Below are 21,546 nucleotides of genomic sequence, written 5' to 3' on the forward strand. Positions count from 1 at the left end.
AAGGATCTGCCTCCATGAAGCGGAAGTCCTCCCCCCGGGTGCTGGCCCATGGCCGTTCGTTCGCCGCGGGCTGTGTCGTCCTGTTGCTGCTGGTCGCGGGCGTGTGGTCGTCGTGGAACAGCGCGCACCACATCGTGCTGGCGAAGGGCCGTGAGCACGGGACCGTGGTGGTGACGGGGTGCGGTGAGGACACGTGCACGGGGTCGTTCTCGCCGGACGCGGATTCGCGGCGGCGGGGCGGGGTGACGATCGAGAAGTCGGTGGCGGTGCGCAAGGGCGACCGTTTTCCCGTGGTGGTGAAGCCGGGCTCGGATGCCGTCGTGCGGACGGGTGTGCCCGGCTTTCTGCATGCCTGGCTGCCGTTCGGCGGCGCGTTGTTGCTGTCGGCCCTGTTGATCGGCGGCGGTCTGCGGATGACGCGGACGGCCTGGGTCACCGGGATCGCGGGTGCGGCCCTGCTGACGGCGACGTTCGTCGCCCTCTGAGGGGCCGCACCCGCTCGGTTCTCCGGGTGCGGGGTCAGCCGGTGTTGCGCAGGCCCGCGGCGACACCGTTGACGGTGAGCAGCAGGGCGCGGGAGAGCAGCGGGTCGGCTTCCTCGCCGCGTTCGGCTGCCTGGCGCTGGCGGGCGAGGAGCGATACCTGGAGGTAGGAGATCGGGTCCAGGTAGGCGTCGCGGATGGCGAAGGTCTGCTGGAGCACCGGGTTGGTGCCGAGGAGTTCCTTGCCGCCGGTGACCTTGAGGACTTCCTGCACGGTGAGTTCGTGTTCGGCCTGGATGACGTCGAAGACGTGCTTGAGCTCGTCGGGCACGAGGGAGTCGACGTAGTGCCGGGCGATGCGCAGGTCGGTCTTGGCGAGGGTCATCTCGACGTTGGAGAGGAAGTTCTGGAAGAAGTGCCACTGTTCGTGCATCTCGTCCAGGACGGTGTCGAGGCCGGCTTCGCGCAGTGCCTTGAGGCCGGAGCCGACACCGAACCAGCCGGGGACGATCTGGCGTGACTGGGTCCAGCCGAAGACCCAGGGGATGGCGCGCAGGCCGTCGAGCGAGACGCCGGAGCCGGGCCGGCGGGAGGGCCGCGAGCCGAGGTGCAGGTCGGCGAGCTGGTCCACCGGGGTGGAGGCGAGGAAGTACGCGGGGAGGTCCGGGTCCTCGACGAGCTTGCGGTAGGCCTGGTGGGCGGCGTCGGAGACGGTGTCCATGGCCGCGTCCCAGCGGGCGAGCGCCTCGTCGGACTGGCGGGGTGCCGTGTGGAGTGCGGAGGCCTGGAGGGTGGCCGCGACGGTCAGCTCCAGGTTCTCGCGGGCGAGGGCGGGGATGAGGTACTTGTCGGAGATGACCTCGCCCTGCTCGGTGACCTTGATCTCGCCTTCGAGGGTGCCCCAGGGCTGGGCGAGGATCGCGTCGTGGGAGGGCCCGCCGCCTCGGCCGACGGTGCCGCCGCGGCCGTGGAAGAGGCGCAGGCGTACGCCGTAGCGGTGGGCGACGTCGCGGAGGCGGCGCTGGGCGCGGTGGATCTCCCACTGGGAGGTGGTGATGCCGCCGAACTTGGAGGAGTCGGAGTAGCCGAGCATGACCTCCTGCACGTCGCCGCGGAGTGAGACGAGGCGGCGGTAGGAGGGGTCGGCGAGCATCTCGTCGAGGATGACGTCGGCTGCCTTGAGCTCGTCGGTGGTCTCCAGGAGCGGCACGATGCCGATCTTGGCCCAGCCGCCGTGGAGGTCGAGGAGGCCGGCCTCGCGGGCGAGGACGGCTGCGGCGAAGACGTCGTCGGCGCCCTGGCACATCGAGATGATGTAGGACTCGATGACCTCGGGGCCGAAGCGTTCGAAGGCCTGGCTGATGGTGTGGAAGACGCCGAGGGTCTTCTCGCCGGCGGCGTCGAGCGGGGCCGGGGTGGGGGCGAGGGGGCGGCGGGAGCGGAGTTCCTTGGCGAGGAGCTTCTGCCGGTAGTCGCGGGGCATGTCGGTGTAGCGCCAGGACTCCTCGCCGAGCCGGTCGAAGAGCTGGCCGAGCGCGTGGTGGTGGGCGTCGGCGTGTTCGCGGACGTCCATGGTGGCGAGCTGGAGGCCGAACGCGGTGAGCGTGCGGATGGTGCGGTCCATGCGGCCGTCGGCGACGATGCCGCCCTTGTGCTTGCGCAGCGACGTCTGGATGAGGGCCAGGTCGGCGATGAGTTCGGCGGTGCCGAGGTAGTCGCAGCCGGGGCGGTGCGGGGTGCCGGAGGCGAGGCGCTCTCGGGTGTTGACGAGCTTCTGCCGGACGCAGGTGGCCTTGAGCCGGTAGGGCTCCTCGGCGTTCAGCCGCTTGTAGCGGGGGCTGATCTCGGGGAGGCGCTCCAGGTCGGTCTGGAGGGAGGTGAGGAGCTCGTCGGTGGCTCCGGTGTAGCGGATGGAGTTGGAGAGCAGGCCGCGCAGCTGGTCGACGAGTTCGAGGGCGTCGGTGATGCCGTGCTCGTGCTGGAGGATCAGGACGTCCCAGGTGACGGTGGGCGTGACGTTCGGGTTGCCGTCGCGGTCGCCTCCGATCCAGGTGCCGAAGGTGAGGGGGCGGGTGCCGGCGGGCAGTTCGACGCCGACGCGCTCCAGTTCCGCGGCCAGGTCCTCCAGGACGTCGCCCACCGCGTTGGCGTGCAGTTCGTCGAGGTAGTAGATGGCGTTGCGGGCTTCGTCGGCGGGCTCCGGGCGGACCACGCGGAGTTCGTCGGTCTGCCAGATGAGGTCGATGTTCTCGGCCAGCCGGATGTCCTGGCGGCGCCGGTCGGCCTCGATGACCGGGGTCTCCAGGAGTTCGGCGATGCGGCGGAGCTTGTTGAGCACGGAGCGGCGGGCGGCTTCGGTGGGGTGTGCGGTGAAGACGGGCCGTACGTTGAGGTTCTTGACCGTCTGGCGCAGGTGCTCGGGGTCGGCGTCCTTGAGGCGGTCGGCGGTGCGGGCGAGGAGCCCGCCCTCGGCGGCCCGGCGGTCGCGCATCTCGTGGGCGCGGTGGACCTGCTCGGTGACGTTGGCGAGGTGGAAGTAGGTGGAGAAGGCGCGCACGAGTTGTGCGGCGGTCTCCAGGTCCGTGTCGCCGAGGAGTTCGGCCGCGGCCTCGCCGTCGGTGCGGGTCAGGGCGCGGACGCGCTCGACGAGGTCGAGGAGTTCCTGGCCCTCCTGGCGTACGAGGGCTTCGCCCAGCAGGTCTCCGAGGCGGCGGATGTCCGCGCGCAGCTCGGTGTTGGCGGCAGGGGTCTGGTCGGCACTGCTCACAGTGTGCGGCTCCTTGCAGTGGTTGAGCACGTCTGTCAGGGGGTCCGGGACGCTCGCGGTGCTGACGGCTCGCCCCGGGTATGCAGAGTGCGGACCGCGCTGTCCGACGCACCCAGGATAGGTGTCCGGGGGTCCGGCGTGCTCGCTGCCCTGCGGGGTGGTCGCGATCGGGGGTACACGAGTGCGGGGGGCCCTGTCGCACAAGGGTTGCCACGGTGGCGCTCTCGTGTCGCGGGCCTGTTCGCTGCCATACTTACGTTGCCGTAGGTTACGGAAGCGTAGCCCGCTCATTCCGTCATATTTCCTCACCTCACGGGGGACTCCCCAATGCCCACCAGCCCCGATGTGATCGACGACGGCCTGCCGACGGCGGCAGGCGACACCGCGATCCCCTCCGCCACGCTCGGCGGCGACAAGAAGCGTTCCGTCGAGCAGATCGCGCTGCTCCTGTTCATCGTGGTGCCGTTCGCCGCCCTGGTCGCGGCGGTGCCGCTGGCCTGGGGGCGCGGTGTCAGCTGGCTCGACCTCGGTCTGCTGGTCGCCATGTACTACTGGGGCTGCCACGGTGTGACGATCGGTTTCCACCGCTACTTCACGCACGGGTCGTTCAAGGCGAAGCGTCCGCTCGTCATCGCCATGGCCGTCGCCGGCTCGATGGCGGTGGAGGGCCCGCTCGTGCGCTGGGTGGCCGACCACCGCAAGCACCACCGGTTCTCCGACGCCGAGGGCGACCCGCACTCGCCGTGGAGGTTCGGCGAGAACCTGCCCGCGCTGATGAAGGGCCTGTGGTGGGCCCACATCGGCTGGATGTTCAACGAGGAGCAGACCCCGCAGCAGAAGTACGCCCCCGACCTCGTCCGGGACCCGGCGCTCCGCGCGATCTCGCGTCACTTCCTCAGCTTCACGATCCTGTCGCTGGCGATCCCGCCGCTGGTGGGCGGCCTGGTCACCATGTCGTGGTGGGGCGCGTTCACGGCGTTCTTCTGGGGTTCGCTGGTCCGGGTCGCGCTGCTGCACCACGTGACGTGGTCGATCAACTCGATCTGCCACGCGGTCGGCAAGCGGCCGTTCAAGTCCCGCGACCGGTCGGGGAACGTGTGGTGGCTGGCCGTCCTGTCGTGCGGCGAGTCGTGGCACAACCTGCACCACGCGGACCCGACGAGCGCGCGTCACGGGGTGCTGCGCGGCCAGATCGACTCCAGTGCACGGCTGATCCGCTGGTTCGAGCAGCTGGGCTGGGCGCGCGACGTGCGCTGGCCGGATGCCTCACGTATCGCCGCCCGGCGCAAGGCCGTGGCCACCGACCCGGCATGATTGACGACGTGGCGACCGACTCAAGCACCAGCGGCGAGAAGAGCATGCCTGCCCCCACCCGGCGGACCCGCAGGGTCCGGATGACGGGGAAGGAGCGCCGCGAGCAACTTCTGGACATCGGCCGCACCCTGTTCGCCGACAAGGGCTTCGAGGGCACTTCGGTGGAGGAGATCGCGGCGCGCGCGGGGGTCTCCAAGCCGGTGGTGTACGAGCACTTCGGCGGCAAGGAGGGCCTGTACGCCGTCGTGGTCGACCGCGAGATGCGCCAGTTGCTGGACCTGGTGACGGGGGCGCTCACGGCCGGTCACCCGCGGGAGCTGCTGGAGCAGGCGGCGTTCGCGCTGCTCGACTACATCGAGAAGTACACGGACGGATTCCGGATCCTGGTCCGCGACTCCCCGGTCGCGCAGTCCACGGGCACGTTCGCGTCGCTGATCAGTGACATCGCCACGCAGGTCGAGGACATCCTGGGCCTGGAGTTCAAGGCCCGGGGCTTCGACCCGAAGCTCGCTCCGCTGTACGCGCAGGCCCTGGTCGGGATGGTGGCGCTGACCGGGCAGTGGTGGCTGGACGTGCGGAAGCCGAAGAAGGCCGAGGTCGCCGCCCATCTGGTGAATCTGGCGTGGCACGGGCTGGAGAACCTGGAGTCGAAGCCGCGGCTGATAGGGCACCGGAAGAGCTGAGCCGCCTCCGCGTGCGTGCGATCACTCGTTGTGATGACGACGCCGCGGAGCGGACCTTACTGTGGTGGTTGCAGGACCAGAATCCCGTCCATGGGAGGAACCATGACCGCCGAGCCGATCACCGGGTGCAGCAGCCGCTGGCCGGTGCCGCCCCAGGACGGATACACGGTGGACGATCTGTTCACCTTGCCCGATCTCCCGCCGCACACGGAATTGCTCGACGGGAGCCTGGTTTTTGTGAGTCCGCAGCGAGATTTCCACAGCACGATGATCGACCTCCTGACGACCGGCCTCCGTCACAGCGCTCCGCCGGAGATGAAGGCGCGCCGCGAGATGACCGTCGTCCTCGACCGGCGCAACGCCCCCGAGCCGGATGTCTGTGTCGTGCGGGCCGAGGCGGTCACCGGGCGGGAGCTGACCCGTTTCGAGGCGGCGGACGTGCTCCTCGCCGTCGAGGTGGTCTCGCCCGACTCCGAGGCCCGCGACCGTGACACCAAGCCACAGAAGTACGCCGCGGCCGGCATCCCGAACTTCTGGCTGGTCGGCACGGCCGGGAGCGACCGGCATCCGGTGGTGCGGGTCTATGAGCTGGACCCCGTGAACAAGGCGTACGCCCTGACCGGAATCCATCACGACCGGCTCAAGACGGGTGTTCCGTTCTCGGTCGACCTCGACATCTCGGCGGAGGCGCTGGACGCCCTGTGACGTCCTGCCGGGTCACTCACCCGGCGGTGCGGGCGACGGCGAAGATCCGGCGGAACGGGAAGACCGTGCCGTGCGGGCCCGCCGGGTAGGCGGTGCGCAGCAGGTCGCGGTATGCGCCGGTGAAGGCGTCCTGTGCCTCGGGGTCGTCGGCGAGGGCGTCGAGGACGGGCCGCAGGCCGGTGCCCTTGACCCAGTCGAGGACGGGGTCCTCGCCCTGGAGGAGGTGCAGGTAGGTGGTCTCCCAGACGTCGACGGTGCGGCCGGGTGCGGCGAGGTGTGCCAGGTAGTCCGCGGGGGTGAGCACGGCGTCGGCGTGGCGCAGGAGCCCGCCGAGGCGGCCGGCCCACCGCGGGGATGCGGCGAGTTCGCGCATGAGGGTGTGGCTGGGGGCGTCGAAGTTGCCGGGGACCTGGAAGGCGAGGGTGCCGCCGGGGGCGAGGGCGCCGAGCCAGTGGGGGAAGCGGCCGGTGTGGCCGGGGACCCATTGGAGGAGGGCGTTGGAGACGATGAGGCCGTACGTCGCGTCGGGTGTCCAGGTGGCGGCGTCGGCCTCGGCGAAGTCGAGGAGGGGGCTCGTGCGGTCGCGGGCGCGTTCGAGCATGTGGGGCGAGCTGTCGTAGCCCGTGATGCGGGCGCCGGGCCAGCGTTCGGCCAGGAGTGCGGTGACGTTGCCGGCGCCGCATCCGAGGTCGGCGATGCGGGGTGACGGTTCGTGCGGCAGGGGTCCGATGCGGGCCAGGAGGTCGTGGAAGGGGCGGGTGCGGTGGTCCGCGTGCCGGAGGTACTGCCGCGGGTCCCAGGTCGGCGAGGTCATGGTGTCAGGATCACAAGCTCAATATCTTGATGTCAAGATACTTGAATTCAAGAGACTTCATGTCGAGGGACCCTCTACACTGATCGACATGGAGGACGAGGTCGACCGGCTGGTCGCTGCATGGCGCCGCGAGCGCCCGGACCTCGACGTGGAACCGCTCGAGGTGCTGAGCCGCGTCTCCCGCCTGGCCCGCCATCTGGACCGGGCCCGCAGGATCGCCTTCGCCGAGCACCAGCTGGAACCCTGGGAGTTCGACGTCCTGACGTCCCTGCGCCGCGCGGGCGCCCCGTATCAGCTCTCCCCCGGCCAGCTCCTCACCCAGACCCTCGTCACCTCGGGCACGATGACGAACCGCATCGACCGGCTGACCAAGAAGAACCTCGTGGAGCGGCTGCCGGACCCGAGCGACCGCCGGGGCGTCCTCGTCCGGCTCACCGACCGCGGCCGCGACAAGGCGGATCAGTCGCTGGCCGGGCTGCTCGACCAGGAGCGGGCGATCCTGGGCGAGCTCTCCCGTCAGCAGCGGTCCGAACTGGCCGGACTACTGCGCCAGTTGACCGCCCCGTTCGACAACATCCCCGGTTAGCGCGGCAGGACCGACCCCGGCCCGTCTCGCCAGTGCCACGGCGGCCAGCGTCGAGTGCACCCCGAGTTTTCCCAGCACGTTCTGCATGTGCGTGCGCACCGTGTGCGGGGACAGGAAGAGCCGCTCCGCCACGGCCTTGCGGCCCAGGCCCGCCACCATGCAGCGCAGCACCTCGCGTTCGCGCGGTGTCAGCGACTCCACCAGCTGCTCGGACTCCGTCCGGTGCTTGCGCGCCGCGGTGAGCTCGCGCAGGACGCCGGTCAGCAGCGCGGCCGGCAGATGCGTCTCGTCCCGCAGCACGCCGCGTATGACCGTCAGCAGACGCTGCAGGGAGCAGTCCTTGGCCACCCAGCCCGAGGCGCCGGCCTGCAGCGCCGCCGCGGCGCGGCGCGGGTCGTCCTTCTCGGCGAGCACGACCGTGCGGATGTGCGGATGCGACGAGCGGACCCCGCCGACCAGCGATATACCGTCTCCGCCGCCGCTGCCCCCGTCGCCCTCGGCGCGTGGCGCGGGGATGGTCCGGACGCCGCCGGGGGCGAGTATGCCCAGCTCGGCGTCGACCAGCATCACGTCGTAGCGGCGGCTCTCGGCGGCCGCGCGTTCCAGACAGCGCAGCGCGGCGGGGCCACTGCCCGCCGCGGACACGTCGACGTCCGGTTCGGCCGCGAGCGCCGCGGCGAGGGACTCGGCAAAGATGCGGTGGTCGTCGACCACCAGAACCCGGATACGCGCCACAGACACCCCCATGCTGTGTGAGCTCCTGGGGCGCCCCCGTCCATGGCCGGCCCCGACGGGGACGGACCGCTTCGGATGCGGCGCCCGGAGCACTCCGGTGACCGCAGGCCCACGGCCGCCGCCGTGTGCCGGCCGCCACCCGCCCCGGGCGTCGCATCCGACCGTCTCGTCCCCTGAAACGACACCGGCCCCCACCGGTGCTGAGCATCAGCGTACGGGGGGCGGTGGGCGGGGGTAGGAGATTCGCGGAACTGATCGCTCAAGGTGTTTAGGGTGTGATTCATGTTCCGTCTTGAGACAGAAGTAGACAAGGAACGTCGCATATTGCTGGGCCGTCGGCTGCACGACGACAACTGGGACGGCTCACCGGAGCTGCGTGCCCTGCACACGACCCCCGCCGAACACGAAGTGCCCCTGGAGGTCTGGCTCCTGGACGAGGAAGGAGACCTGGCCGGTGGACTGAGCGGACGGACCTGGGCCTACTGGCTCCACGTGGACCTGCTCTGGGTGGACGGCCGCCACCGCGGTCTCGGCCTCGGCTCGCAGCTGCTCGCCGAGGCGGAACGCCTGGCCCACGACGACCGGGCGTGCACCCGCTCCCGGCTGGAGACCTGGGACTTCCAGGCCCCCGCCTTCTACCGGAAGCAGGGGTACGAGGTGGTCGGGGAGATCCCCGACTACCCGCCCGGTGTCGCCGAGTTCATCCTGGTCAAGCAGCTGGAGCGACCCGCCGGCCCCCCGCGGAGGGAACGGCGGGGAAGATTCCCGGGGTGGCGTAGGCGGCGGCACTGAAGGCCTCCGACACCGCCTTGGCGACGGTGTCCGCCATCGCCTCCTCCACCAGCACGATCGCGGAGCCGCCGAAGCCTCCCCCGGTCATCCGGGCCCCGAGCGCGCCGGCCGCGTTCGCCGAGGAGACGACGAGGTCGAGCTCCGGGCAGGAGACCCGCAGGTCGTCGCGGAGCGAGACGTGGCCCGCGTTGAGCACCGGTCCCGCCGCGCGCACGTCCCCGGCGTCGAGCAGCGCGATGACCTGCTCCACGCGGTGGTTGTCGCCGACGACGTGGCGGACGTAGCGCACGACCGACTCGTCCTCGCCGGCCGCCAGGGTGGCGAGCGCCTCGTCCAGGTCCTCGTACGGGAGGTCGCGCAGGGTCTCGATGCCGAGCGCCCTGGCACCCGCCTCGCAGCCTGCCCGGCGCTCCGCGTACGCCCCGTCGCCGAGGGCGTGCTTGACGCGGGTGTCGACGACCAGCAGCTGGAGACCGTGCGCGGCCAGGTCGAAGGGGACCTGGCGCATGCTGAGGTCTCGGGTGTCCAGGTGCAGCGCGTGGCCCTCGGTGCAGCAGGCCGAGGCCATCTGGTCCATGACGCCGCAGGGCACGCCGACGAAGTCGTTCTCGGCGCGCTGGCCGAGGACCGCGATCTCCGGTCCGCTCAGGCCCAGTTCGAAGAGGTCGTTCAGGGCGAGGGCGGTGACGACCTCCAGGGCGGCGGAGGAGGACAGCCCCGCGCCGACGGGGACCGTGGAGGTGAGCTGGATGTCCGCGCCGGTGATCCGGTGTCCCGCCTGGCGCAGCGCCCAGACGACACCGGCCGGGTAGGCGGCCCAGCCGTGGCCGGAGTGCGGGGCGAGTTCGTCGACGCGCAGGGACACGACTCCGCCCGGTACGTCGGTGGAGTGCAGGCGCAGTCGTCCGTCGGTGCGGCGGGCGACCGCGGCGCGGGCGTGGTGCGGGAGGGCGAGCGGCATGACGAAGCCGCCGTTGAAGTCGGTGTACTCACCGATCAGGTTCACTCGTCCGGGTGCCGCCCAGACGCCGTCGGGGGCGGTCCCGTACAGCTCGGTGAAGGAGGCCGTCAGCTCGGTGAAGGAGGCGGTCGGCTCGGCGTTGTCGGTCATGGTGCGGTGGGCTCCTCTCGGCGGGCGAACGTCCACGCGTCGGCGACGATGGCGGCCAGGTCGGCGCGCGACGGCTGCCAGCCGAGCCGCTCCCTGGCGGTTGCGGCGGAGGCGACCAGGACGGCCGGGTCGCCGGCGCGCCGGGGCGCGGGGGTCTCGGGTACCGGGTGGCCGGTGACCTTGCGGACGGTCTCGACGACTTCGCGTACGGAGAAGCCGTTGCCGTTGCCGAGGTTGCAGATCAGGTGCTCGCCCGCGGTGGCCGCTCCGAGGGCCAGCAGGTGGGCCTCGGCGAGGTCGGCGACGTGGATGTAGTCGCGGATGCAGGTGCCGTCCGGGGTCGGGTAGTCGTCGCCGTAGACGGAGATCGACTCGCGCTGCCCGAGGGCGACCTGGAGGACCAGCGGGATGAGGTGGGACTCCGGGGCGTGGCGCTCGCCGCAGCTGCCGTAGGCGCCCGCGACGTTGAAGTACCTCAGGGAGACGGCGGCGAGTCCGTGGGCCCGTGCCTCACCGCTGATCATGTGGTCGACGGCGAGCTTGGATGCGCCGTAGGGGTTGGTGGGGGCGGTCGGGTCGGTCTCCGTGATGGGGCTGGAGACGGGCTCGCCGTAGGTCGCCGCGGTGGAGGAGAAGACGAGCGTCCGCACTCCCGCGTCGCGCATGGCGGCGAGCAGGGCGATGGTCCCGCCGACGTTGTTGACCCAGTACTTCTCGGGGTCGACGACGGACTCGCCGACCTGGGAGAAGGCGGCGAAGTGCAGCACACCGTCGTAGGAGGCGTCCAGCCACTTGGCGGCGTCCTGGATGCGGCCTTCGATGAACTCGGCGCCCTCGGGGACGCCCTCGCGGAAGCCGGTCGACAGGTCGTCGAGGACGGTGACGGCGTGTCCCGCCTCCAGCAGGTGTGCCGTCACGACACTGCCGACGTATCCCGCGCCGCCCGTCACCAGGTACTTCTTGCCGGTGTTGCTCACTCGCTCGCTACCTCTCGCAGTCGCAGGGCCGCGGCCTCCGGCGGCACGTCGTTGATGAACACGTTCATGCCGGACTCCGAGCCCGCGAGGAACTTCAGTTTGCCGGAGGTGCGCCGGATGGTGAAAAGCTCGAGGTGCAGCGCGAACTCCTCACGGCCGGGGGCCCGGAAGGGTGCCTGGTGCCAGGCCGAGATGTACGGCGTCGGCGGCTCCCCGGGGCCGAAGATCCGGTCGAACCGCCTCAGGAGTTCCAGATAGACCCGCGGGAACTCCGCGCGCGCCGCGTCGTCGAGTTCCCGCAGGTCGGGGACGCGGCGGCGCGGGTGCAGGTGGACCTCGTAGGGCCAGTGCGCGGCGTACGGCACGAAGGCGACCCAGTGCTCGCCCTCCAGGACCACGCGCTCCCCGTCGGCCAGCTCGCGGGCGACGACGTCGTCGAAGAGGTTGCGGCCGGTCCCGGCGCGGTGGGTCTCCATCGAGCGCAGCATCAGCTCGGTGCGCGGGGTGACGAAGGGGTAGCCGTAGATCTGGCCGTGCGGGTGCCCGAGGGTCACGCCGATCTCGGCGCCCCGGTTCTCGAAGCAGAAGACCTGGGCGACCTGGGGGAGCTCGGCGAGGTCGGCGGTCCGGTCGGTCCAGGCGTCGAGGACGAGGGCTGCCTGGTCCTCGGTGAGGCCGGCGAAGGACACGTCGTGGTCGGAGGTGAAGCAGACGACCTCGCAGCGGCCGGAGTCCCCGGCGAGGGAGGGGAAGCGGTTCTCGAACACGGCGACGTCGTAGTCGGTGTCGGGGATCTCGCTGTGGCGGCCGTCGCGCGAGGGGCAGAGCGGGCACTCGTCCGCCGGCGGGTGGTAGGTGCGCCCCTGCCGGTGCGAGGCGATGGCCACCGAGTCGCCGAGGAGCGGATCGCGGCGGATCTCGGAGGACGTCGACACGGCGTCCAGCGGCCGCGGGTCGACGGCGTCGCGGACGACGTCGTCCGCCGAGTCGTAGTAGATCAGCTCACGGCCGTCGGCGAGGGTCGTAACCGTCTTCTTCACCAGGCTCCTCCATGTAACGCCCTCCAAACAGAACCGCACATAACAAAGCACAAATAAACATGCCGCGTCAATGTCTCCAGAACCTGTGAATCTTCCGGGTTCGCGTCGGGGCCAAGTGGGACATTTCAACTCTTCCGATCACGATCAAACAAAGAACGGCAACCGAACTGTTCATTTTCTGAACACAAAGGCGTAGGTTCCGACGGGTTCAGTTCGCGCAACGAAGCGAGTACCCCCCATGCACCACTATCTGGCCGACGGGCTCCGGCTCCCCACGAACGGGCTCGACTACACAATCCTGGCGATCTACTTCGTCGTGGTGCTCGGTATCGGCTTCGCCGCCCGGGCCAGCGTGAAGACGAGCCTCGACTTCTTCCTGTCCGGAAGGTCGCTGCCCGCCTGGGTGACCGGCCTGGCCTTCGTCGCGGCGAATCTCGGCGCCACCGAGATCCTCGGCATGGCGGCGACCGGCGCGCAGTACGGCGTCGCGGTCGTCCACTGGTACTGGATCGGCGCCATCCCCGCCATGGTCTTCCTCGGCCTGGTGATGATGCCCTTCTACTACCGGTCGAAGGTCCGCTCCGTACCGGAGTTCCTGCTGCACCGCTTCGACAGGTCGGCGCACCTGCTGAGCTCCATACTCTTCGCCTTCTCGGCGATCCTGATCGCGGGCGTGAACCTCTACGCCCTCTCGATCGTCGTGGAGGCGCTCCTGGGCTGGCCGCAGTGGGTGGCGATCGTCGTCGCGGGACTCTTCGTCCTCGTCTACATCACCATCGGCGGCCTCTCCTCGGCGATCTACAACGAGGTGCTGCAGTTCTTCGTCATCCTCGCCGCGCTGATCCCGCTGACCCTGCTGGGCCTCAAGCGCGTCGGCGGCTGGGACGGGCTGAGCGGGTCCCTGGAGAAGCAGCACGGTGCGGACTTCATGACCGCCTGGGGCGGCACCGGCATCGGTGACGCCAACCCGCTGGGCGCCAACTGGCTGACGATCATCCTCGGCCTGGGCTTCGTCCTCTCCTTCGGCTACTGGACCACCAACTTCGCCGAGGTGCAGCGCGCCCTGTCCGCGAAGAACCTCTCGGCCGCCCAGCGCACCCCGCTGATCGCCGCGTTCCCGAAGATCTTCATCGTCTTCGTCGTGATGATCCCGGGCCTCGTCGCGGCCGTGCTGGTGCCGAAGATCGGGACGCCCGGCTCCGACCTCACGTACAACGACGCCATCCCGCTGCTGATGCAGGAGCTCCTGCCCAACGGTGTGCTCGGCATCGCGGTGACGGGTCTGCTGGCCGCGTTCATGGCCGGCATGGCCGCCAACGTGTCCTCGTTCAACACGGTGTTCACCACGGACATCTGGCAGCGCTACGTCAAGAAGAACCAGCCGGACGCGTACTACCTGCGCTTCGGGCGGCTGATCACCGCGGTGGGCGTGCTGGCCTCGATCGGCACCGCGTTCATCGCCGCCAGCTTCTCCAACATCATGACGTACCTGCAGACGCTGTTCTCGTTCTTCAACGTCCCGCTCTTCGTCGTCTTCATCATCGGCATGTTCTGGAAGCGCGCCTCGATGAAGTCCGGTGTCTGGGGCCTGCTGGCGGGCACCACGGCGGCGATGGTCAACTACTTCGTCGTCTACAAGCAGGGCATCATCGACATCCCGTCCGACCAGGGCGCCAACTTCGTCTCCGCGATCGTCGGATTCGTCGCAGGCGCGGTCGTCATGGTCGCCGTCACCCTGTTCACCGCCCCCAAGCCGGAGGCCGAACTCGCCGGTCTGGTCTACGGAACGGAGTCCCCGGACGCCGACGAGGCCCCCGAGGCGGGCGACGACGCCTGGTACCGCAAGCCCGCCCTGCTCGGCTGGGGCGCCATCGTCCTCGCCACCCTGTGCTACCTGCCCTACTCGCTCTGATCGGAGGCACTCACCATGTCCGACGCACACGAAGCACACAAGGAAGTCTCCGAGCTGGAGCGCACGTCCGCGACCGCGGCCCGGCTCTTCGACATCCGGCGGATCATCGGCGGCCTCTTCGTGATCTACGGAGTGATCGTCACCATCGCCGGCATCAGCCCGTCGGAGGCCGACCTGAAGAAGGCCGAGGGCGTCCACATCAACCTCTGGACCGGCCTGGCCATGCTGGCGCTCGGCCTGTTCTTCCTCATCTGGATGAAGCTGCGCCCGGCGCAGGTGCCGGACGAGGTCCCCGGTACGCCGGAGAGCTGACCGGCGGGCCGCGGAACCGGCCGACACCGCGGGGGCCGGACCGTCACGCGATCACGCGAGGCCGTCCGGCCCCTGCGGTGTTCCCGCCGCCCGGTCCAGCAGTCCCGTGCGCGCCGCGAGCGCCGCGGCCTCCAGCCGGGACCCGACCCCCAGCTTCATCAGCACCCGCTGCACGTGGGTGCGCGCGGTGCTCGGGGCGATGCCCATGCCTGCCGCGATCAGCCGCGTGTCCTCGCCCTCGGCGACCCGCACCAGCACCTCGACCTCGCGCGGGGTGAGCATCCGCAGCAGCCGCTGGCCCTCGTCGTCCGGCTGGACCGCGGGGTGCAGCAGTTCGGCGAACGCGCCGCGCAGCAGCTGCGGGGCGATCGCGGCCTCGCCCGCGCGGGCCTTGACCATCGCGCGTTCCACGCCCTCTATGCGTTCGTCGTGGCGGACGTAGCCGGCGGCACCGGCGGCGAAGGCCGCCGCGATGCCCCGCGGGCTGGGCACCGGGCCGAGCACCACCACGGCCACCTGCGGGCGCTCGCGTCCGATGCGGACGATCGGGTCGAACGCGCCGGGTTCGGCGGGCGCCGCCGTGCCGAACAGGCAGACCTCGGGCGCCCTGCTGACGACCAGTTCGGCGGCTCCGGCCGTCGGCGCGGCCGCCGCGAGCACCCGGTGCCCGCGCAGTTTCAAGGCGGAGGCGAGTGCCTCGGCCAGCAGCCGGTGGTCATCGACCACCATGAGCCGAACGCCCATCGAGTTCTGCCCCCATGTGTACAGCGCGTACCGCTGTGTAGCCCTTGACCAGGCCCCCCGGCCCTCTGACCCGGCAAGTTACACGCTTGTTCGACGCCGCGCCCCCTCTACCGGGCAGAAGCCCCCCAGAATGCCGAATTCTGAGTCATTATGGGCTACTTGCCGGTCGGAAAACGACCGGCCCTGCCGGTCGAATGATCAACCGGCAGGGCCGTCACCGCTCACCCGGGTGGGTCAGACGGTGCTGAACGACACGACGAGGTACTGCTTGTCGTCCGCGCTCGCGTTCTTGCTGGGCTCACTGATCATCTTCTCGGAGATGAACAGCCGGCCCTTCTCGTAGAGGAACTCGGAGTAGTCGCTGGAGAAGCTGGTCTCCGCGTCGCGTACCGCCTCGTCGTCCGGGTTGACCATCAGCACCGTCTCCTTGAAGGTCGAGCCGTCGATGGAGACGATCTGGCCGCCCTTGTCGTAGGGGGGCTTCTTGTACGCGATGACGTTCGAACCGTCCATGCGCAGCGGGGTCAGCGTGTAGCTGTCGCCCGCGTCCGCCCTGCCGCCGACGAGCTTGCCGGTGGTCAGGTCGAAGGCGACGATCTCGTTCGTGTCGCCGTACTCCCCGCCGCCCTCGTGCTCCTCGGTCGGCACGTACAGCCGGTTGTCGCCGACGGCCAGCGAGTGGCACGTCTCGACCTCGGTGGAACCGCACTCGGCGGCGTACCTGTCCGCGTCGGCGGAGATCCGGACGATGAGCTTTCCGGTCGCCGCGTCGATCGAGAAGAAGTCCGAGATGCCGCTGCCGTCACCGGCGGTGTCGCCGACGTCGGCCGCGACGACGAGCGGCTTCGTGGAGACGATGCTCGCGTAGTCCACGCCGGCCGGCATCTGGTAGGAGGAGAGAGGGGCGCCCGTGGCCGGGTTCAGGGCCTGGATCGTCAGCTGCGCCTCGTCGTAACCGCCGCACCGGCGGACGACGGCGAGGGCCTCGCCGCCGGCGTAACCCCGGTCGGAGCAGTTGTTCGCGTCGGTCTTCGGCTTCCAGAGCTCGGCACCGTCGGCGAGGTTGAACGCGGCTCCGCCACTGGTGCCGCCGGCCGCCACCGTCGTACCGCTCAGGGTGACCTCGTTGAAGCGGATGGGCTCGTCACCGTTGGAGTCCGAGGTGACGGACTTGTTCCACACCATCTTTCCGCCGGCCAGGTCGAGCGCGCCGATCTGGTTGCAGGACGGGTACTTGTCCGCGGCGGAGGGCTTGCCCTCCTGGAAGGCGATCGCGGTCCTGAAGTCCTTGCTCATGTGCCGCGAGGCGGCGCAGACCTGCCCCGGCAGCGGGATCGACCAGAGCTTGGTGCCCTTGTCCAGGTCGTAGCCGACGACCTCGTACACGCCGGTCTTCACGTACACCTTGTCGGTGACCCACGATCCGTCGACGACCGTGGTGTCCGTGACCTTGGGGTGGGGAAGCTGGAAGCCGATCCTGGACTTGGTGTCCGAGGGGGCCTTCTCCGTGCCGCCGGCCAGACCGTCGCCGCCCTTGGCCTCACCGCCGTCGGGGCCCGCCGAGGCGGGGGCGTCCTTGCCGCCGCCCTCGTCACCGCCGCTGGAGGCGTAGATGGCCCCGCCGCCGACGATCAGTGCCACGGCGACGACGGCCGCGACGATGATCTGCATCCGGACGTTGAACTTCTTGCCGCCGCCCTGCTGCGGAGCCGCGTACTGCGGGTGCATCGGCGCGGTCGGGTAGCCGTACCCCTGCTGCGGGGGCATGCCGGGCTGTCCGGGCGGTCCCTGCGGGAAGCCGTACCCGGGCTGCGTCGGCGGCTGTCCGGGGGGCGGTGCCTGCGGGTAGCCGTACGCCGGGTTCTGCGGCGGCTGCGGTGCGCCGAAACCACCGGCGGGCGGGGGTGTCTGCGGTGCCCCGTGGCCGCCGGGGGGCGGGGGCGGGGGGCTGCCGTAGCCACCGGCCGGCGGGGGTGGGGTGGCGGGGGGGCCGGGGGGCGCCGACGGCGGCTGCTTGGTGAGGCCGTCGGAGGGGGGCGGGGCGGGCGCGCCGAAGCCGCCGGGAGGCGGGTCCTGCGGGGCGCCGAACCCGCCCTGGGGCGGGTCGTCGGAGGGCTGGGGCGGCTGGGTCATGGCGTACGTACCTCGGGGGAGTCCGTGGGGAAGGTGCTGCGGTGGCCGGTGCCGGCCGTCACTTGCCGAAGGCCATCATGGTCGTCTGCGCCTTCTCCTCCTCGTCGTTGCTCGCACTCACGCGGTCGCTGACGACGAACGAGCGGCCGCCGGCGTAGACGACCTTCGAGGTGAAGAAGTTCTCGATCCGGGTGGTCGAGTCCGGGTGCTGGAGCACGACCTCGGGCGCGCCGCCGGCGGGCGCGATCGTGGCGATCGCCCCGCCCTTGTCGTAGGAGGGCTCCAGGTAGACCAGCACCCGGCCGCCCTCCATGCGCAGCGGCTTCATGGTGCGCTCCGCGGGGGCGGCGGCCTTCCACTTGGGCTTGCCGGTGTTCAGGTCGAACGCGACGACCTTGTTCGTGCGGCCGGTGCCGCTCGTGTCGTCCTCGGTCATCATGTAGAAGGTGTTGGCGTCGGCGGCGAGGCCGGAGCACCCTTCGAGCTGTTCACCGAAGATCGCGAAGTCGTGACCGCAGTCGACGGAGAACTTGTCCTCCTTGTCGCCGACCAGCTGGGAGCGGAGTGTCCCGTTCTCCTTCAGCGCGAGGATGGACCACTTCTTCTCCTCCCGCTGGGTCAGCGAGACCACGAGAGGGCTCACCGAGTACACCTTGTCGACCTGCCAGCCTCGCTTGGGCTGGTAGGTCCACTTGGGCTTACCGGTGGCCGGGTCGACCTCCTGGATCTGCTGCTGCGGGTTGTCGGCGTCGGAGGTGCGGCAGGCGGACGCGGCGATCAGCTTGGGGCCGCCGGCGAAGGCGAACGGCTGGCAGTTGCCCGAGGGCTTGCCGAACAGCTGCGAACCGTCGCTCACCCGGTAGCCGTTGGAGTTGCTGGTGCGGCCGACGGTGACCGTGTCACCGCTGATCGCCAGACCGATGTCGGACATCAGGTCCCAGGTGCCGTTCTTCTTGACGGTCTTCTTCCAGCCCGCCTTGCCCGTGTTGAGGTCGATCATCTGGAGCTCGGAGCAGTCGGCCTTGTCCGTGGTGCCGTTCTTCACCCCGATGACGATCCTGCCGTCGGCGGTGGCCGTCGCGGGAGCCGCGCACAGGTCGGCGGGCAGCGGGAGGGTCCACTTCTCCTTGCCGTCGGCCACCGAGTAGCCGACGACCGAGCGGTACATGCCCTTGACGAGGGTGTCCCCCACGATCCACGGCCCGTACACGTCCGCCCCGTTGCGCGGCAGGTCGATGCCGTTCACGGTGGTCCACAGGACCTTGGCCTCCCCCGGCTTGCGCCCGGCGTTGAGGTCGTCGTCCGTCTCCCGGCCGTCGCCCTTGCCGTCGCCCTGGTCGACACTCGGCGAGGCGCTCGGGCCGACGGGGGAGTCGCTGGGTCCCGCGACGGGCTTCTTCTCCTCCCCGTCGTCACCCGTGGCGAGGAAGACGCCGCCGGCGACGACGAGCAGCACGGCGACCGCCGCACCGACGATCACCGCGGTCCTGCGCTTGAAGGGGCCGCCGCCCGGGCCGCCGGGGGCGGGCGCGCCGGGGTACTGCTGCGGATAGCCGTAACCGACGGTCGGCTGCTGGCCGTACGGGCCGGGCTGCTGGGCGTACGGTCCGGCCGGCGCGCCGTAGGGGCCGGGCTGCTGGGCGTACGGGCCCGGGGCCTGGCCGGGAGCCTGCGGGTAGCCGTATCCGGGCTGCGCGCCCGGTGCCTGCGGGTAGCCGTATCCGGGCTGTCCGGCCGGCGGGGCGGGAGGCGGCGGCGTCTGGGGCGCGGCGGCCGGGGGCGGCGTCTGCGGCGGGGCGGGAGGCATCGGCGGCGGGGCCGCGGGGGGTGTGGGCGGCTGGGGAGTGTCCTGCGGCTCCTGCGGAGCCCCGAAGCCTCCCGGCGGCGGTTGCTGGCTGGGCGGCTGCGTCATCAGCACGTCCCCCTTCGTGCGGTCCGGTGCCCGGTTCGTTCTCCCCCGCGATTCCGCTGGGATGGATTCCCGTCGGAAAGGAGCGAATCGGGCATGGATCCCGCGGCGTCACGACAGTCGGGCGGGGGGTTCTTTGTACCACCCGGTCGATATCGAACAGCGGAACGGTCCAGCCCCGTTCCCAAGGGAGAACCGGCCCGTGATGCCGCCGTTACGCGCGGGCGGGCGGGCTCCGGACTCCCGTTCGACTGACGCCTGATCAACTTCACATGGTGCACGTCGATTTCACGGAACCACCGCAGGCGACTCGGCCGCATTGCCGCCGTACGTGACGCTATCGCCCGTATTCGGAGGGGGTGTTCATCCACCGAGGGCGAGAAGGGCCGTCGTGGCCGGGTACGTCGCCGGCGCCGCGCGGGCCCCGCCGGGTGCGCCCGCCCTCACGGACCGGCTCCGCCCCCCTGACCACGTCGGCGGCCGACGGGCGGGGGACGGGTGACAAGGCGGCCGGCGGCCGACGGCGCGAGACGGGTGACGGGGCGGCGCCCGGACCGGGCGGGGGCATCTCGCACCGACCGCGCCCCGCCCGTCCTCCGGCACCGCCGGTCACACCGCCGGGATCACGCGTCCTCGGCCAGCTCCAGCCAGCGCATCTCCAACACATCCCGCTCCGCCACGAGTTCACGCAGTTCGGCGTCGAGCTGGGCGACCTTCCCGAAGTCCGTGGCGTTGTCGGCGATCTGCGCGTGAAGCGACGTCTCCTTCGTCGACATCTTCTCGAGCTGCCGCTCGACCTTCTGCAGTTCCTTCTTCGCGGCGCGCGCGGCCTGCGGCGAGACGGTCTCGGCCGGGGCAGCCTTCGGAGCCGGGAACCCCGCGGCGGAGGCCGGCGTGGCGGTCTCCTCCATGCGCTGCCTGCGCTCGATGTACTCGTCGATGCCGCGCGGGAGCATCCGCAGCGCCCGGTCACCGAGGAGGGCCATCACCTTGTCCGTGGTCCGCTCGATGAAGAAGCGGTCGTGGGAGATCACGATCATCGACCCGGGCCAGCCGTCGAGGAGGTCCTCCAGCTGGGTCAGGGTCTCGATGTCCAGGTCGTTGGTGGGCTCGTCGAGGAAGAGGACGTTGGGCTCGTCCATCAGCAGCCGCAGGATCTGAAGCCGCCGCCGCTCACCACCGGACAGGTCGCCGACCGGCGTCCACTGCTTCTCCTTGGCGAAGCCGAACTGCTCGCAGAGCTGCCCGGCCGTCATCTCGCGGCCCTTGCCGAGGTCGACGCGGTCGCGCACCTGCTGGACGGCTTCGAGCACCCGGAGCTTCGGGTCGAGCTCCGCGACCTCCTGCGAGAGGTAGGCCAGCCTGACCGTCTTGCCGACGACGATCTTCCCGTCGGCGGGCTGGACGTCGCCCTGGCTGCGGGACGCCTCCGCGAGCGCCCTGAGCAGGGACGTCTTGCCCGCGCCGTTGACGCCGACCAGGCCGACGCGGTCGCCGGGGCCGAGCTGCCAGGTGAGGTGGGTGAGCAGGGTCTTGGGTCCGGCCTGGACGGTCACGTCCTCCAGATCGAAGACGGTCTTGCCGAGGCGGGCGTTGGCGAACTTCATCAGCTCGCTGGTGTCGCGCGGGGGCGGCACGTCGGCGATCAGCTCGTTGGCGGCCTCGATGCGGTAGCGCGGCTTCGAGGTGCGGGCCGGGGCGCCCCGGCGCAGCCAGGCCAGCTCCTTGCGCATCAGGTTCTGCCGCTTGGACTCCTCGGTCGCGGCGATGCGCTCCCGCTCGGCCCGCGCGAACACGTAGTCGCTGTAACCGCCCTCGTACTCGTGGACGGAGCCCCGCTGGACGTCCCACATGCGGGTGCAGACCTGGTCCAGGAACCACCGGTCGTGGGTGACGCAGACGAGCGCGGAGCGCCGGGCCCGCAGGTGTCCGGCCAGCCAGGAGATGCCCTCGACGTCGAGGTGGTTGGTGGGCTCGTCGAGGACGATCAGGTCCGGCTCGCCGATGAGCAGCTTGGCCAGCGCGATCCGGCGGCGCTCGCCACCGGAGAGCGGGGCGATGACCGTGTCCAGACCGTGCTCGAAGCCGGGGAGCGCGAGGCCGCCGAAGAGACCGGTCAGCACGTCCCGGATCTTGGCGCTGCCCGCCCACTCGTGGTCGGCGAGGTCGCCGATCACCTCGTGCCGGATGGTGGCCTTCGGGTCGAGGGAGTCGTGCTGGGTGAGGACACCGAGGCGCAGCCCGCCGTTGTGGGTGACCCGGCCGCTGTCCGCGTCCTCGAGCTTGGCGAGCATCCGGATGAGCGTCGTCTTGCCGTCGCCGTTGCGGCCGACGACGCCGATCCGGTCGCCCTCGGACACCCCGAGGGATACACCGTCGAGCAGGGCACGGGTGCCGTACACCTTGCTGACCTGCTCGACATTGACCAGATTGACGGCCATTTCACTCCTGCCTGGGGGGTCCCTGCGTCGGGGACCGCTCGACGTCCCAGAGTAGTCGCCGCGCGAGGTGCGATAGCGTGCGGCGATCG

Annotated in this window: 17 protein-coding genes and 1 pseudogene; 8 read left to right on the forward strand and 10 right to left on the reverse strand. The window is 70.7% G+C overall.

Annotated elements, in window-relative coordinates; all coding sequences use genetic code 11:
- Positions 1–14: 14 nt before the first annotated feature.
- Positions 15–485 carry a hypothetical protein gene (locus OHT61_RS13330; protein ID WP_329038111.1) on the forward strand — a complete coding sequence of 157 codons (471 nt, stop codon included), beginning with the start codon at positions 15–17 and terminating at the stop codon, positions 483–485.
- 34 nt (positions 486–519) lie between these two features.
- On the opposite strand, the gene ppc is transcribed toward OHT61_RS13330, so the two are convergent.
- Positions 520–3,249: a phosphoenolpyruvate carboxylase gene (gene ppc / locus OHT61_RS13335; RefSeq protein ID WP_329038114.1), complete on the reverse strand. Its 2,730-nt coding sequence runs from the start codon at positions 3,247–3,249 to the stop codon at positions 520–522.
- A gap of 327 nt (positions 3,250–3,576) precedes the next feature.
- Between ppc and OHT61_RS13340 the strand changes: the two genes are divergently transcribed.
- The 3 genes from OHT61_RS13340 to OHT61_RS13350 all read left to right on the forward strand — a co-directional run bounded on the left by OHT61_RS13340 (position 3,577) and on the right by OHT61_RS13350 (position 5,951).
- Entirely contained in the window at positions 3,577–4,563 is a 987-nt protein-coding gene (locus OHT61_RS13340; RefSeq protein WP_329038117.1) for an acyl-CoA desaturase, read from the forward strand.
- Positions 4,560–5,246 carry a TetR/AcrR family transcriptional regulator gene (locus tag OHT61_RS13345; protein WP_329038119.1) on the forward strand — a complete coding sequence of 229 codons (687 nt, stop codon included), beginning with the start codon at positions 4,560–4,562 and terminating at the stop codon, positions 5,244–5,246. Before OHT61_RS13340 ends, OHT61_RS13345 begins: the two co-directional genes overlap by 4 nt.
- 102 nt (positions 5,247–5,348) lie before the next feature.
- Positions 5,349–5,951, forward strand: a complete 603-nt coding sequence (locus tag OHT61_RS13350; RefSeq protein ID WP_329043240.1) for a Uma2 family endonuclease — start codon at positions 5,349–5,351, stop codon at positions 5,949–5,951.
- A 16-nt stretch (positions 5,952–5,967) separates the two neighbouring features.
- Here the strand turns inward: OHT61_RS13350 and OHT61_RS13355 are convergent, their stop codons facing one another.
- Positions 5,968–6,765, reverse strand: a complete 798-nt coding sequence (locus OHT61_RS13355) for a trans-aconitate 2-methyltransferase (protein WP_329038121.1) — start codon at positions 6,763–6,765, stop codon at positions 5,968–5,970.
- 88 nt (positions 6,766–6,853) lie between these two features.
- Here OHT61_RS13355 and OHT61_RS13360 point away from each other — a divergent pair, with 88 nt between their 5' ends.
- The gene (locus tag OHT61_RS13360) at positions 6,854–7,351 is read left to right on the forward strand and encodes a MarR family winged helix-turn-helix transcriptional regulator (protein ID WP_327117731.1); all 498 of its coding nucleotides are present in this window, start codon (positions 6,854–6,856) and stop codon (positions 7,349–7,351) included.
- Here the strand turns inward: OHT61_RS13360 and OHT61_RS13365 are convergent.
- Complete coding sequence (locus OHT61_RS13365; protein WP_329038124.1) at positions 7,307–8,098, reverse strand: response regulator transcription factor; 792 nt, start codon at positions 8,096–8,098, stop codon at positions 7,307–7,309. The genes OHT61_RS13360 and OHT61_RS13365 overlap by 45 nt on opposite strands.
- A 270-nt stretch (positions 8,099–8,368) precedes the next feature.
- Here OHT61_RS13365 and OHT61_RS13370 point away from each other — a divergent pair.
- Positions 8,369–8,806, forward strand: a pseudogene (locus OHT61_RS13370) (GNAT family N-acetyltransferase); the annotation flags it as partial.
- Here the strand turns inward: OHT61_RS13370 and galK are convergent.
- Genes galK through galT form a run of 3 tightly spaced genes read right to left on the reverse strand, consistent with a single transcriptional unit; the run spans position 8,796 to position 12,006 of the window.
- Complete coding sequence (galK, locus tag OHT61_RS13375) at positions 8,796–9,989, reverse strand: galactokinase (protein ID WP_329038129.1); 1,194 nt, start codon at positions 9,987–9,989, stop codon at positions 8,796–8,798. The pseudogene OHT61_RS13370 and the gene galK overlap by 11 nt on opposite strands.
- Positions 9,986–10,966 (reverse strand): UDP-glucose 4-epimerase GalE, encoded by a 981-nt coding sequence (galE, locus tag OHT61_RS13380; RefSeq protein WP_329038131.1) that lies wholly within the window; start codon positions 10,964–10,966, stop codon positions 9,986–9,988. Before galE ends, galK begins: the two co-directional genes overlap by 4 nt.
- Positions 10,963–12,006: a galactose-1-phosphate uridylyltransferase gene (galT, locus tag OHT61_RS13385; RefSeq protein ID WP_329038133.1), complete on the reverse strand. Its 1,044-nt coding sequence runs from the start codon at positions 12,004–12,006 to the stop codon at positions 10,963–10,965. The genes galE and galT overlap by 4 nt, the downstream gene beginning before the upstream one ends.
- Before the next feature lie 238 nt (positions 12,007–12,244).
- On the opposite strand from galT, the gene OHT61_RS13390 reads away from it, so the two are divergent.
- Together OHT61_RS13390 and OHT61_RS13395 are read left to right on the forward strand one after the other, a co-directional pair.
- Positions 12,245–13,918 carry a sodium:solute symporter family protein gene (locus OHT61_RS13390; protein ID WP_329038135.1) on the forward strand — a complete coding sequence of 558 codons (1,674 nt, stop codon included), beginning with the start codon at positions 12,245–12,247 and terminating at the stop codon, positions 13,916–13,918.
- 15 nt (positions 13,919–13,933) lie between these two features.
- Entirely contained in the window at positions 13,934–14,230 is a 297-nt protein-coding gene (locus OHT61_RS13395) for a hypothetical protein (RefSeq protein WP_329038138.1), read from the forward strand.
- Between the two features lie 51 nt (positions 14,231–14,281).
- Here OHT61_RS13395 and OHT61_RS13400 read toward each other — a convergent pair whose 3' ends face one another.
- The 4 genes from OHT61_RS13400 to OHT61_RS13415 all read right to left on the reverse strand — a co-directional run bounded on the left by OHT61_RS13400 (position 14,282) and on the right by OHT61_RS13415 (position 21,457).
- Positions 14,282–14,974, reverse strand: coding sequence for a helix-turn-helix transcriptional regulator (locus OHT61_RS13400; protein ID WP_329038139.1), 693 nt, complete (start codon positions 14,972–14,974; stop codon positions 14,282–14,284).
- A gap of 234 nt (positions 14,975–15,208) precedes the next feature.
- Positions 15,209–17,107, reverse strand: coding sequence for an outer membrane protein assembly factor BamB family protein (locus OHT61_RS13405; RefSeq protein ID WP_329038141.1), 1,899 nt, complete (start codon positions 17,105–17,107; stop codon positions 15,209–15,211).
- A gap of 58 nt (positions 17,108–17,165) precedes the next feature.
- Positions 17,166–19,019 (reverse strand): outer membrane protein assembly factor BamB family protein, encoded by a 1,854-nt coding sequence (locus OHT61_RS13410; protein WP_329038143.1) that lies wholly within the window; start codon positions 19,017–19,019, stop codon positions 17,166–17,168.
- 620 nt (positions 19,020–19,639) lie between these two features.
- On the reverse strand, positions 19,640–21,457 hold the full coding sequence (locus OHT61_RS13415) for an ABC-F family ATP-binding cassette domain-containing protein (protein WP_329038145.1): 1,818 nt from the start codon (positions 21,455–21,457) through the stop codon (positions 19,640–19,642).
- Positions 21,458–21,546 lie beyond the last annotated feature (89 nt).

The organism is Streptomyces sp. NBC_00178 (assembly GCF_036206005.1).
In the GTDB taxonomy this organism is placed as follows: domain Bacteria; phylum Actinomycetota; class Actinomycetes; order Streptomycetales; family Streptomycetaceae; genus Streptomyces.